Below are 12,549 nucleotides of genomic sequence, written 5' to 3' on the forward strand. Positions count from 1 at the left end.
GGCGACCGCGTCTCCTCCCGGCAGACCACGCTCTGGCTTCGTTGTTGCCGAACCGTATCCGGGGACGCGGGTCGAGATCCCTTGTCCGCTCATGTGCACCGGTTCCGCTTGGTGACAAGTATAGGCCCGCCGGAAGCTTCGTCCAGCACCAACTCTGGTAAAACAGTGGTGATCCGGCCTGTCGCCGCCCGCCGAACGGGCAGGTTCTCCCGGAGAAAAAAACGCCGGGATTGGCGGCATAAAGCCACAATCGCCGAATTCTGCATAAAATCCGTGCGGAGACGATTGTGCTGGGCTAGACAGGGCCCCTGGGGTCTTCAGTCGGCGAGGACGCATTGCTGTCCTGCCGTTGGCCCGGACGACGGCGTGTGACGGGTGAATGATGATTTTTCTGCTGGCCGCAGTTTCAATCTTTTCGCGGGTCAACGGCCCGCTGCTGGCGCTTGCTCGGTGGACGGGCGCTGCCCTCATGGGCCTGATGGTGATCGTCATCCTGGTGCAGGTGTTCTTCCGTTACGTCCTGAACGACGCGCTTGCCTGGACGGAGGAACTCGCCCGTTTCCTGATGCTGTGGATGGTCAGCCTGATGGCGCCGACCGCCTTTCGGCACGGCGGCTTCATCAGCATCGACACGCTCAGGCGCTTCCTGCCGGACAGGCCGGCCGCGCTCCTCAATCTGGCCCTGCTGCTCGTGTCCGCCGTGGTTTTGTGGTGGGCCGTGACGATTGGCTGGAACGAGACGACCGGCATTGGCGGACGCTTCACCATGCCATCGCTGATGCTTCCGGCCGCGCTCGATCTTTCCGCATGGATGAAGGTGCCGCGCTCGTTCATGATGGCGTCGCTCGCAACCGGCGTCACCATGATGTTTTCCGTCAACGTCGAGCTCTTGCTGCGGCTTCTCGCAGACCTTTTCGGCGCGGGCGATCGGCTGAAGCCGCTTTCCCAGGCCGTCGGGCTGGAGAGCGAATGATGCTGAGCCTGTTTCTGCCGCTTTTTCTGGTGTTCCTGTTCTGTGGCCTGCCGGTGTTCTTTGCCCTGATCGCGGCACCCGCGCTGCTTCTGTGGTTCAATGGCCAGGAGCGCGACATCGTTCTGCTGTACCGCAATGTCTATAACGGCATGGACTCCTTCCCGTTGATGGCGGTGCCCTTCTTCATGCTGGCGGGCGAACTGATGAACCGCGCCGGCATCACCGAACGGCTGGTGGAGTTCTCCCAGGCGGTCATCGGCCATTTCCGCGCCGGCCTTGCCCATGTGAACATCCTCTCCTCCATGCTGTTCGCCGGCCTTTCGGGCTCGGCCGTTGCCGATGTTTCCGCGCTCGGCGCGATGATGATCCCGGCGATGGAAAAACAGGGCTATTCCCGGAAATTCGCCGCGGCCGTCACCGCTGCCTCATCGATCATCGGACCGATCATTCCGCCCTCGGGCATCATGATCATCTATGCCTATGTGATGGGCGAAAGCGTTGCCGCGCTGTTTCTGGCGGGCATCGTGCCGGGCATCCTGATCGGCGTGTCGCTGATGGTGCTGGTGCGACTGATGGCCGACCGCGAGGGCCTGCCTGCCGCGACGGAAAGGGCCGGCTGGAAGACGCGCGGCGAGGCGAGCCTGAAGGCCTTCTGGCCGTTGCTTACCCCGGTCATCATCATGGGTGGCATTCTGGGTGGCGTGTTCACGCCCACGGAAGCCTCGGCGATCGCGGTGGCCTATGCCTTCTTCATCGGTTTTTTCGTGCTGCGCTCGCTTCATGTGCGCGATGTCCCGGGCATCCTGATGCGCTCGGGACTGACCGCCTCGGTCGTGCTGCTGCTGGTGGGCGCTGCCATGGCCTTCAAGACGGTGGCCTCACTTTCGCACACGCCGGAGCTTCTCGCCTCGATCCTGTTGGGCCTGACGGAAAATCCGCTGATCCTGCTGTTTCTGATCAATATCCTGCTTTTCGTCGTCGGCATGTTTCTCGATGCCGGTCCGGCGATCATCATATTGGGTCCGATCCTGGGACCGATTTTCCTCAATATGGGCGTTGATCCGGTTCATTTCGCCATCATCATGGCGGTCAACCTGACGGTAGGCCTGCTGACGCCGCCCATGGGGCTGGTATTGTTCGTTACCTCATCCGTCGCGCGCCTGAGCGTCGAGACCGTGGCGCGCGCCGTGCTGCCGTTTCTCGCCGTCGAGGCCGTGATCATCTTTCTGATCACCTATATTCCCGCGATCAGCCTGACCCTGCCGCGGCTGTTCGGATTTCTGGAGTAAACATGCGCTATAATCAAAGCAAAGGGAGGACTGACATGCTCAAGGACTTTATCAAGACGGCGCTCGTCGCGGGCGCTCTCGCCATCTCGGCGGGCCAGATTGCGGCGGCCGCCGACATCACCTTGCGCGCCACGGCCAATTCCAACGAGAATGACGAGGATTATGACGGTCTCGTCGTCTTCAAGAACCATATCGAGAACGCCTCCAACGGCGCGATCGCGGTCGAGATTTTCATGGGCACCCAGATCTGCGCCACGGGCGAGGAATGCCTGCAGGGCATCGCCGACAGCACGATCGACATCTACATGTCGACCTCGGGCGGCGCGGCGGGCCTTTTTCCCTATCTGCAGATTCTCGACCTGCCTTATCTGATGAATGATGACCGGGTGGCCGAGGAGGTGCTGTCCGGCCCCTTCACCGCGGAACTGCGCGATCTGGCGCTTGCCGACAGCGGCGACACGATCCGCCTGATGACGATCGGCAATACCGGCGGCTGGCGCAATTTCGCCAATACCGAGCACACGATCAAAACGCCCGCCGACATGAAGGGCATGAAGCTGCGCACCGTGCCGGCGGAACTGCCGCAGGAACTGGTGCGCGCGCTCGGCGCCTCGCCGACGCCGATCGCCTGGCCGGAACTCTTCACCTCGCTTCAGACCGGCGTGGTGCAGGGCACGGCCAACGGCATTACCGACATCATGAACATGAAGTTCACCGATGCCGGGCTGAAATTCATCACGCTCGACCGCCATTCCTACATGGCCGCCTTCTGGTGGATGTCGAATGAACGGTTCCAGAGTCTTTCGGACGAGCAGAAGACGATCGTGGCTGACGCCTTCTACGCGCTGCAGCAGGCAACCTTTGCCAGCCCCAAGCGCAAGGAAATTGCCGCCTATGAAGGTTTCCTTGAAGCCGGCGGCGAGATCTACGTGCCGAGCGAGGCAGAAAAGGCCGAGTTCAAGGCCGCCGTCGATCCGGTTTTCGACTGGTTCAAGTCTTCGGTGCCGGGCGGCGAGGACATCTTCGCCAGCTTCACCGCGGCCGTTGACGAGGCGGAAGCCACGGTCAACGAACAGCGCGCGGTGGAAATCGCAAACTGAACAGCGCCCGCCAATTGCGCCCCGGCCCGCCGGTCGGGGCGTTTACTCTTCCAACGGGAAAAGATGTGCCCTGGCGGGTTCGAAGACGAGCGTGATCTTGCTGCCGGTTTCAAGTGGGCGGTCCTCCGAAAGCGCCGCGACGATGCGGCCGCCGCGCGTGAGCTCGACATTGACCACCGTCTCCGTGCCGAGACGCTCGACCAGCGAGACCGTGCCGTGCAGACCGCCCGCCGTGCCGTCCTCGACCACATCGAGATATTGCGGCCTGAGCCCCAGCCTGGCCTTTGAGGATTCGGAAAAGTCAAACCAGGTCGCTGAAATCGTGACTGGGTCGAGCGCCGCCGATTGCACGGTCATCGCATCGCCGTCCTTCTCGACAATGTCGACATCCATGAAATTCATCGAGGGCGAGCCGATGAAGCCGGCGACGAACAGGTTGGCGGGCTCGTGGTAGAGTTCCATCGGGCTGCCGACCTGCTGCACCGCGCCGTCCTTCAGCACCACGATGCGGTCGGCAAGCGTCATCGCCTCGACCTGGTCGTGGGTCACATAGATCATCGTCGCGCCGAGCTGGTTGTGCAGCTTGCCGATTTCCATGCGCATGTCCATACGCAGCGCCGCATCGAGGTTCGACAGCGGTTCGTCAAAGAGGAAGACGCTCGGATTGCGCACGATGGCCCTGCCGATCGCCACGCGCTGACGCTGGCCGCCGGAAAGCTGCGAGGGTCGGCGGTCAAGCAGATGTTCCATTTGCAGGATGCGCGCCGCCCGCTGGACGGCTTCTTCCTTTTCCTTCTTGCCGACGCCGGCAATCGTCAGCCCGAAAGCGACGTTCTCGCGCACTGACATATGCGGGAAGATCGCATAGGTCTGGAACACCATGGCAATGCCGCGTTCCTTCGGCTGCAGATCGTTGACGCGCATGCCGCCGATTTCGAGCGTGCCCTCGGTGATATCCTCGAGACCCGCGATCATTCTGAGGAGCGTCGATTTTCCGCACCCCGAAGGCCCGACGAAGACGACGAACTCGCCGTCTTTGATTTCAAGGTCGACGCCCTTGATGACCTCGACCCTGCCGAAGGATTTGCGGACGTCCCTGAGCGCCAGTTCTGCCATTTTGTTTCTCCCCTCAGCCCTTGACGCCGGTGGATGCGATGGATGCGATGAAGGCGCGCTGCAGCACCAGATAGAAGACGAGAACCGGGATGGTGATCATCGACAGATACGCCATCACCTCGCCCCAGGGCACGTTGAGCTGGAAGAAATAGCCAAGCCCGACCATGATCGGCCGGTGCGCCTCGTCCTGGACCACGATCAGCGGCCAGAGATATTGTTCATTGTACATCTTCAGAGCCTTCAGGATGGCGGCGGTGGCGATGACCGGGCCCGAAAGCGGCATCACCACGCGGCGGTAGATCTGCCACCAGCTTGCCCCTTCCGCCCGCGCCGCCTCGATCAGTTCGCGCGGCAGGTCCTTGAAATACTGCACGAACAGAAAGACCGTCAGCGCATCGGCGATCCAGGGGATGATCTGGACGCGGTAGGTGTTGAGCCAGCCCCAGGTGAGCCCGTCCACCCCGACCCATGGCAGCCGCGAGACGAACAGCAGAAGCGGAATGGCGATCGTCTCGAACGGGATGATCAGCGTGGCAAGTACTATGGAAAGCACCAGCGCATTGCCGCGCCAGCGCACGAAGGTGAAGGAAAAGGCGCCGAGCGAGCACAGGAACAGCGAGGCCAGAACGGTGAGCGTGGTGATCATCACCGAATTGAAGACGAACAGGCCGATCGGCGCGCGCTCGAAGGCATCGGCATAGTTCTGCAGGCTGATGTCGCCGACGGGCAGGAAAGCCCTGAGCGACGACGTGTCGCGCAGGAGTTGGGCATCGGGCTTGAGCGACGACATCACCATGAACAGAAGAGGCAGCAGGAAGACGAGCGCCACCAGAACCAGCACAAGGTAGCGGGTGACGAGCCTGAGGCCGTGATTGTCGCCGGAAATCGCCGCCATCGCTCAGTTCCTTTCCCGGGTGAAATAGCGCTGCGCCAGAGAAATCGCGAGCACCAGCACGAACAGCACGACCGAGATTGCCGAGCCGCCGGAGATATCCTGCCGTCCATAGCCGCGCTCGACCGCCTGGTAGACCAGCGTCTGGGTCGAATCGAGCGGCCCGCCCTTGGTCATCACGTCGATCTGGGCGAAGACGGCGAAGCACTGCATAGTGATCACGACGAGCACGAGGACGGCGGTGTTTCTGAGCCCCGGCCAGGTGACATAGCGGAAGGTCTGCCATTTCGACGAGCCTTCGATCGCCGCCGCCTCGTAGAGTGTTGGCGGGATGGTCTGCAGGCCGGCAAGCCAGATCACCATGTGGAAGCCGACCGCCTGCCAGATCGACATGGCGATGATCGAACCGAGTGCCGTCTGCGTATTGCCGAGCCAGTCGACCGGCTGGAACAGGCCGAAGGTGAGCCCGGACAGCAGGCTGTTCAGGAGCCCGTCATTGCCGTCATAGATAAAGCGCCACAGAAGCGAGACGACGACGATAGAGACCACGACCGGCATGAAGAAGACGGCGCGGAAGACATTCACCCCGCGCAGTCGCTGATTGATCAGAAGCGCCAGGCAGAGAGCGAGACCGGCCTGCACCGGCGCCGTGACGGCGACGAAGATCAGCGTGTTGGTCAGCGCCTTCATGAACACGACGTCGCGCGCCACCACCACATAGGCGGTATTGCCCGCATGGACGCGGAACCATTCGCGCATGCCGCGATATTGCGGATAATCGTCGGAACGGGTGAAGGAGCGCACGCGCGGATATTCCAGCGCGCCGTCATCATCGCGCGCCAACAGGCCGCTGTCATCGCGTTCGGGCTCGATCCTGATGACGTTGAGGCCGAGCAGGTCGCGGTAGTTTTCCATGCCGACATAGCGCGTCGGATTGGGGGAGATCAGTCGCTGGTCGGTGAGCGAGAAGCCGATGGCCAGAAAGAACGGGAGGATGATGAAGAGGCCGATGAGCAGGATCGACGGCGCGGCAAAGGCCCAGCCCGCTCCATTGTTCTCCGTCAGTTTCCGGCTCATGTGCCTGTCCTGTCCTTATGCCGAGGAGACGGCGGGTCGGCTGGTCTGCCTCTCCTCAAAAGCCGCACATTTGAATCGAACGACGCCTTGCCATGTTTCAATCTCCCCCCTTGAGGGGGAGATGCCCGGCAGGGCAGAGAGGGGTGAACCCTTTCCGGGAGCACGGCGCTGGCGGCTTGTGCCCATTACCCCTCTGTCGCTTTCGCGACATCTCCCCCTCAAGGGGGGAGATTGTTTGGAGCGTGCCGCCCGTCCGTTCTTGAACCAAAAGGACCGGCCGAAGCCGGCCCCTCTCACCCCGCCTGATCAGTCGTGGCCGTAGCCCTGGTTGCGGTCGATATCGGTGTCGATCTCGTCGACCGCGCCGTCGAGCGTATCGGCGACATCGGCGCCGTTGGCCATGTCGGAAATCGCCTTCTGGAACACGCTGGTTTCGACCACATAGCCGGGCGTTACGGGCCGAAGCGTGCCCTGCGCGTCGGAAAGGCCGTAGAAGACGGCGAGCGGCGCGCCTTCCTTGTAGTATTCCGACATTGCGGCAGCGCCCTCGGTTGCCGGAACAAGGCCAATGGCGTTGGAGAACTCGGCGAGATACTTGTCCTGGAGGGCAAATTCGATGAAGGCCGCTGCGCCCTCGGGGTGTTCGGACGCCGCCGAGACGCCGAGCTGCCAGCTTGCCGCGCCGATCTTCGGGCCGTTGCCGAAATCGGGTGCCGGCAGGAAAACGACATCGTCAAAGGCATCGAGCTTGGCGCGCGCCGTCCAGTTGCCGTTCCAGTCGATGGCATAATCGCCATCGATGAAGCCGTTCTGGTGGTCGGCCGGGTCCTGGCTGGTGCCGGGCGCAAGGTCGCGCTCGAACAGCGACTGCCACCATTCGCCGAAGGCGATTGCCTCGTCCCCGTTCAGCACGCCCTCCGCGGTCTGGTAATCGGAACGGTCGACCAGATCGCCGCCGAAGGACTGCAGGAAGGGCAGGAAGGCATAGGTGTACCATTCGCCATTGTCTGCCATGCCGAGGTTCAGCGGATAATCGAAATCGCCGCTGTCCTTCAGCTTGACGAGGATGTCGTCGAACTCCTCGGCCGTCCAGGGATCGTCCAGCGTCGGTTTGCGGATGTCGTATTCGTCGAGGTAGGACTGGCGCGTCATCATCGCCAGCGCGGCGTCCCAAAGGCCGATCGAGTAGATCTGGCCGTCCCATTTGCCGATGGCGCCCGGAAGGAAGCCTTCGATCGCGCTTTCGTCGATCGGCAGCGGCTGCATGTAGCCGGACCAGGCCCAGTTCGGCATGATCGGCCCGTCGACGTCGATGATGTCCGGCAGGTTTCCGGCAAGCGCCGCAGCGGTGACGGAACCGTTGTAGGAATCCTCCGGAAAGCTTTCGAGCACGACCTCCCAGTCATCCTGGCTTGCGTTGAAATCGGCAACGATCCCTTCGAGAATGCTCGATTCCGTCGGGTTGCCCGCGCCGTGATACCACATGGAGAGCTCTGTCGCGGCAAAGACGCCGGCGGGCAGGGCGGTGGTCGTCATCAGTGTGGCAAGGGCCAGGGCAGTTCTCTTCATCGTCAATCCTCCGATTTGAACAGTGCGGGCCTCGGTGAGGAGGCGGAAGGCGAGTGGAGGAACCACCCGCGGGAAACGGCTGTCGGGAGGGATATTCAGACAACGGCTTGATCGGCGCCGTCGCGCTCGGCCGGCCAGGGAGAGACGAGGAATTTGCGCCTCGGGGAGCGGCCGGCCGCCGGACCGCATCAGCGGTCCGGCTTCTTGGCTGGCGGGGGCCACCCGTCGCTCAGGACCGCAGCATGTGCCGTCCGGCGTAAACGAATTTGCCGCTGTACCCTCCCCGTACAGAAGCAATAGTGGCCTCCCCGCCGTGTCCCGTTTCAGGGACACAACTTTTAGTGAACGCTTCATTAACACGAAAGTTCCCCCGGCCTCAACCGTGAGCCGGAGGTGAAGTAGACAATATGTCGCAGGCCTATGTTTTGTTTAGGCAAAACCGGACCGCCTTGTCCGGTTGCCGTGTTTGCCGGGCGTTACTTGAACCCAACCACGCGATGCGGGACGTAAGAGGCCTCAAGCCTTTCGATCTCTTCCGCCGTCAGTTTCAGCGCCAGCGCCGCCTCGGCATCATCAAGATGATGCGGCTTAGAGGCGCCGACGATCGGGGCGGAAACCTCGGGCTTCGACAGGACCCAGGCGAGCGCCACGCGGGCCATCGGCACGCCGCGCTCATTGGCGATTGCGGCGACGGCATTGACCACCTTTCGGTCGGATTCGGCCGTTTCGGCATAAAGCGTCTTGCCGAATTCGTCCGTCTCCGAACGGCCCGTGGTCGTGTCCCAGGGGCGCGTCAGGCGGCCGCGCGCCATCGGGCTCCAGGGAATGACGCCGATGCCTTCGGCTTTGCAGAGCGGCAGCATCTCGCGCTCTTCCTCGCGGTAAAGCAGGTTCACATAGTTCTGCATGGTGACGAACTTTGCCCAGCCATTGGCCTTCTGGGTGGCGAGCATGGTGGCGAACTGCCAGGCATGCATGGATGAAGCGCCGATATAGCGCGCCTTCCCGGCCTTCACCACATCATGGAGCGCCTCGAGCGTCTCCTCGATCGGTGTGCCATAATCGAAGCGGTGGATCTGGTAGAGGTCGACGTAATCCGTTCCGAGACGGCGGAGCGAATTGTCGATCTCCTGCATGATCGCCTTGCGCGACAGGCCCATGCCGTTGGGGCCTTCATGCATGCGGTTCATCACCTTGGTGGCGATGACGATTTCCTCGCGCCGCGCGAATTCCTTCAGCGCGCGGCCGACGATCTCCTCCGACGTTCCGGCGGAATAGACATTGGCGGTATCGAAGAAGTTGATCCCGTCCTCGACCGCCTTGCGGATAAAGGGCCGGCTCTGCTCCTCCGGCAGCGACCAGGGATGGGTGCCAGCCTCCGGTACGCCGTAGGTCATGCAGCCAAGGCAAAGGCGGGAGACATCGAGGCCGGTGCGGCCGAGCTTCACATAGTCCATCGGGTTTCGTCCTGAATGTGCGTGTCCAAGAGAAAAGCCGCCGGGGGTGACCGGCGGCTTGAGGCATCAGGCGGCTTCGGCGAAGGCCTTCTTGCCCTCGGCGTCGAGGGCGGCAAATTCGTCGTCCGACAGCGTGATATTCGCCGCCGCGACATTTTCCTCCAGGTGCTTGACCTTGGAGGTGCCGGGGATCGGCAGCATGACCGGGCTCCTCTTCAGTACCCAAGCAAGTGCAATCTGGCTCGGCGCCGCATCGTGCTGTTTCGCAATGTCATCGAGCAGCGAACCCGGATTGGCGAGATTGCCGGCTGCCAGCGGATGCCATGGAATGAACCCGATATTGTTTTCCGCGCAATAGTCGAGAACATCCTCGCTGGTGCGGTCCACAAGGTTGTACCGGTTCTGCACGGTCGAAACCTTGAACACCTTCTCGGCAGCCTTGATCTCGTCGACCGAAACTTCCGAGAGGCCCGCATGGGCGATCAGGCCCTCATCGAGGAATTCCTTGATCGCACCGAACTGCTCGTCGGCCGGCACCTTGCTGTCTATACGGTGAAGCTGCCAGAGATCGATCTGCTCGACGCCAAGGTTGCGCAGGCTTTTGTGGACCTGCTGGCGGAGATATTCCGGGCGGCCGACCGGCAACCAGACATTCGCGCCGGTGCGGGTGAGGCCGCCCTTGGTGGCAATCTTCACGGCGGAATAGGGATGCAGTGCTTCCTTGATCAGCCATTCGGAAATGTCCGGCCCATAACTGTCGGCGGTGTCGATGAAATCGATGCCGAGTTCCGGCAGCCGCTTCAGCGTTTCGATCGCGCCGGCACGATCATCAGGTTCGCCCCAGATGCCCTTGCCGGTAATGCGCATTGCGCCGAAGCCGAGCCGGTTTACGGTGAGCGCGCCGCCAATGGAAAAGGTGCCTGCCTTGTCAGCCAGTTTATCAGCCATGAAGGCCTCCCATATTTGGTGATGAAACAAGAAATGCGACACGGAAGGCGCGGCGGAAGACCGGACTTTACGTGCGCGGGAGCGTTTTGAATACGCCTGTGAGATGGGCGGGAAATGACCTGATTTCAATAGGCTTGCGATCAGAAAAGGCTTCGATGCTGTCCGGGCTCGCCAGACAGCATCGGGTTTCTGCGTCCTTGCATCCGCCAATGACACAAAGAAACAAGCAAGCGATCTAGGGCAGATGAAACATCTTCCTGAGCGGGACTTCGACCGGTGCATTATCCGGTCTGGTCGCCATGATATCGGCCATGAAGTCCCACCAGCGGCGCACGACCTCGGTTTTCGGAATATTGTCCATCGTATGGTCGTCGGTGCGTTTCAGCACCGCGAACAGATGATGGGTTTCCTCATCGAGCCAGATTGAATAGTCCGAGACGCCGGCCTCTCTCAGCACAGTGGCAAGCTCCGGCCAGATTGCGTCGTGGCGACGCTTGTATTCCGCCGCCTGACCGGCATTGAGGTTCATGCGGAATGCGATGGTTTCCATGGGATATCCCCGCCTTTTTGCCGCTTAAACGATGCCACCGCCGGCGCCGGTGACGGCCGGGCGTTCGCCTGCGACCTTCCGCCGGTAGCCGGAAGCGCGATAGGCGGCGATCGGGTCGACAGCGCCGCCGGCGCGTTTGCGGGCCATGGCGAGGATCGGGCCGACATCGGTGCGGAAGGCGTCCTTCAGCGTTTCCGATGCCATCATCGGATCATTGTCGTTCTGGAAACCGGCAAGAGCCGCCCGATCGACGAGAAGCGCCTGCGCATAGGCGCGGCGAACCTCGATCGCCGAGCGCATCAGGCTCTCGATCGGATCGGTGACATTATGCGACTGGTCGAGCATGTGGGCGGGGTTGAAACCGGGGGCGCCTTCCGCATCCACCAGTTCGTTGAAGACGAGGAACAGGCGGAACGGATCGATCGAGCCCGTGTCGAGGTCGTCGTCACCATATTTGCTGTCGTTGAAATGGAAGCCGCCCAGCTTGCCGAACTGGATGAGGCGCGCGACGATCATCTCGATATTGACGTTCGGCGCATGGTGGCCGAGGTCGACGAGGCAGAAGGCCTTCGGCCCGAGTTCCTTGGCGATCAGGTAGTTCGTGCCCCAGTCCTGCACCACCGTGGAATAGAAGGCCGGTTCGAAAATCTTGTGCTCGGAGAAGATGCGCCAGTCGTCGGGAAGGGCTGTATAGATGCTCTTCATCGCCTCCAGATAGCGCTCGAACTGCCGGGTGAAATGGCTCTGGCCGGGAAAGTTCGAACCGTCGCCGATCCACACGGTCAGCGCCTTCGAGCCGAGCGCCTTGCCGATCTCGATACATTCGATGTTGTGGTCGATCGCCTGCTGCCGCGTCGCCGCATCGGAGTGGGAGAGTGAGCCGTATTTGTAAGAGTGTTCCTGACCTTCCTGATCCTGGAAAGTGTTGGAATTCATCGCGTCGAAGCCGAGGCCGAGCGCTTCCCCGCGCTGGCGCAGTTCGGAAAGGTCGTCCACCTTGTCCCACGGGATATGCAGCGAGACGGTGGGGGTGGCGCGCGTCAGCTGCTGGATCACAGCGCAGTCTTCCAGCTTGTCGAAGATGTGGCGCGGCTCGCCGGCGCCGGGGAAGCGGGCAAAGCGCGTGCCGCCGGTGCCGACCCCCCACGAGGGCACGGCGACGCCGTAAGCGGCAACCTTGGCCGTGACGTCATCAATGCTGACTCCGCGACGGGCGAGCTTTTCGCCGAGGGCGTTGTAGTCCGTCTCCAGGTCTTTTGCGCGCTTGTCATTCTCTGCGGAAAGCACGCCGCTGTCGATCATTTCTTCCATCGTTTCCTCCCGTTGCAGGCGGCAGGGCCTGCTGAATTTGTGAGAGCCGCAAGAGCCTGCAGCCACCAATCTCCCCCCTTGAGGGGGAGATGTCGCGAAAGCGACAGAGAGGGGTATCGGGCGTAAGCCGCAGATACCTTGCTCTCCGGGAGGGTTCACCCCCCTCTGCCCTGTCGGGCATCTCCCCCTCAAGGGGGGAGATCGGTCGCGCGGCGAGGCAGGGTGCTCCACCGCGTCCGCCCCTCTCTTCCGTCATCTTCGGGCTTG

The 12,549-nt window shown here is 62.1% G+C and carries 11 protein-coding genes; 3 read left to right on the top strand and 8 right to left on the bottom strand.

The window, feature by feature from the left end; genetic code table 11:
• The first annotated feature begins 379 nt into the window (after positions 1 to 379).
• The 3 genes from JET14_RS04190 to dctP are packed head-to-tail and all read left to right on the top strand — an operon-like array spanning position 380 to position 3,362.
• Positions 380 to 973, top strand: coding sequence for a TRAP transporter small permease (locus tag JET14_RS04190; protein WP_246750512.1), 594 nt, complete (start codon positions 380 to 382; stop codon positions 971 to 973).
• Positions 973 to 2,262: a TRAP transporter large permease gene (locus tag JET14_RS04195; RefSeq protein ID WP_200336929.1), complete on the top strand. Its 1,290-nt coding sequence runs from the start codon at positions 973 to 975 to the stop codon at positions 2,260 to 2,262. The genes JET14_RS04190 and JET14_RS04195 overlap by 1 nt, the downstream gene beginning before the upstream one ends.
• A gap of 35 nt (positions 2,263 to 2,297) precedes the next feature.
• Positions 2,298 to 3,362 carry a TRAP transporter substrate-binding protein DctP gene (dctP, locus tag JET14_RS04200; RefSeq protein WP_200336930.1) on the top strand — a complete coding sequence of 355 codons (1,065 nt, stop codon included), beginning with the start codon at positions 2,298 to 2,300 and terminating at the stop codon, positions 3,360 to 3,362.
• A 42-nt stretch (positions 3,363 to 3,404) separates the two neighbouring features.
• Here dctP and JET14_RS04205 read toward each other — a convergent pair whose 3' ends face one another.
• The 8 genes from JET14_RS04205 to rhaI all read right to left on the bottom strand — a co-directional run bounded on the left by JET14_RS04205 (position 3,405) and on the right by rhaI (position 12,282).
• Positions 3,405 to 4,478, bottom strand: coding sequence for an ABC transporter ATP-binding protein (locus JET14_RS04205; RefSeq protein WP_200336931.1), 1,074 nt, complete (start codon positions 4,476 to 4,478; stop codon positions 3,405 to 3,407).
• A 13-nt stretch (positions 4,479 to 4,491) separates the two neighbouring features.
• Complete coding sequence (locus tag JET14_RS04210; RefSeq protein WP_200336932.1) at positions 4,492 to 5,373, bottom strand: carbohydrate ABC transporter permease; 882 nt, start codon at positions 5,371 to 5,373, stop codon at positions 4,492 to 4,494.
• Positions 5,374 to 5,376: 3 nt separating this feature from the next.
• A complete protein-coding gene (locus JET14_RS04215; protein WP_200336933.1) occupies positions 5,377 to 6,447 on the bottom strand; it encodes a carbohydrate ABC transporter permease in 1,071 nt (356 codons plus the stop codon).
• A 306-nt stretch (positions 6,448 to 6,753) separates the two neighbouring features.
• Entirely contained in the window at positions 6,754 to 8,016 is a 1,263-nt protein-coding gene (locus JET14_RS04220; protein WP_200336934.1) for an extracellular solute-binding protein, read from the bottom strand.
• A 476-nt stretch (positions 8,017 to 8,492) separates the two neighbouring features.
• Positions 8,493 to 9,473: an aldo/keto reductase gene (locus JET14_RS04225; RefSeq protein WP_200336935.1), complete on the bottom strand. Its 981-nt coding sequence runs from the start codon at positions 9,471 to 9,473 to the stop codon at positions 8,493 to 8,495.
• 66 nt (positions 9,474 to 9,539) lie between these two features.
• Complete coding sequence (locus tag JET14_RS04230) at positions 9,540 to 10,421, bottom strand: aldo/keto reductase (protein ID WP_200336936.1); 882 nt, start codon at positions 10,419 to 10,421, stop codon at positions 9,540 to 9,542.
• Positions 10,422 to 10,656: 235 nt separating this feature from the next.
• Complete coding sequence (gene rhaM / locus JET14_RS04235) at positions 10,657 to 10,971, bottom strand: L-rhamnose mutarotase (protein WP_200336937.1); 315 nt, start codon at positions 10,969 to 10,971, stop codon at positions 10,657 to 10,659.
• A 24-nt stretch (positions 10,972 to 10,995) separates the two neighbouring features.
• The gene (gene rhaI / locus JET14_RS04240; RefSeq protein ID WP_200336938.1) at positions 10,996 to 12,282 is read right to left on the bottom strand and encodes an L-rhamnose catabolism isomerase; all 1,287 of its coding nucleotides are present in this window, start codon (positions 12,280 to 12,282) and stop codon (positions 10,996 to 10,998) included.
• Positions 12,283 to 12,549: the final 267 nt, after the last annotated feature.

The organism is Martelella lutilitoris (assembly GCF_016598595.1).
GTDB classification, from domain to species: Bacteria; Pseudomonadota; Alphaproteobacteria; order Rhizobiales; family Rhizobiaceae; genus Martelella; species Martelella lutilitoris_A.

Coding starts and splice junctions, on each gene's coding strand:
- JET14_RS04195 (WP_200336929.1), top strand. CDS start 973: ATGCTGAGCCTGTTTCTGCCGCTTTTTCTGGTGTTCCTGTTCTGTGGC.
- rhaM (WP_200336937.1), bottom strand. CDS start 10,971: ATGGAAACCATCGCATTCCGCATGAACCTCAATGCCGGTCAGGCGGCG.
- rhaI (WP_200336938.1), bottom strand. CDS start 12,282: ATGGAAGAAATGATCGACAGCGGCGTGCTTTCCGCAGAGAATGACAAG.
- JET14_RS04190 (WP_246750512.1), top strand. CDS start 380: ATGATGATTTTTCTGCTGGCCGCAGTTTCAATCTTTTCGCGGGTCAAC.
- JET14_RS04215 (WP_200336933.1), bottom strand. CDS start 6,447: ATGAGCCGGAAACTGACGGAGAACAATGGAGCGGGCTGGGCCTTTGCC.
- JET14_RS04205 (WP_200336931.1), bottom strand. CDS start 4,478: ATGGCAGAACTGGCGCTCAGGGACGTCCGCAAATCCTTCGGCAGGGTC.
- JET14_RS04220 (WP_200336934.1), bottom strand. CDS start 8,016: ATGAAGAGAACTGCCCTGGCCCTTGCCACACTGATGACGACCACCGCC.
- JET14_RS04210 (WP_200336932.1), bottom strand. CDS start 5,373: ATGGCGGCGATTTCCGGCGACAATCACGGCCTCAGGCTCGTCACCCGC.
- JET14_RS04225 (WP_200336935.1), bottom strand. CDS start 9,473: ATGGACTATGTGAAGCTCGGCCGCACCGGCCTCGATGTCTCCCGCCTT.
- dctP (WP_200336930.1), top strand. CDS start 2,298: ATGCTCAAGGACTTTATCAAGACGGCGCTCGTCGCGGGCGCTCTCGCC.
- JET14_RS04230 (WP_200336936.1), bottom strand. CDS start 10,421: ATGGCTGATAAACTGGCTGACAAGGCAGGCACCTTTTCCATTGGCGGC.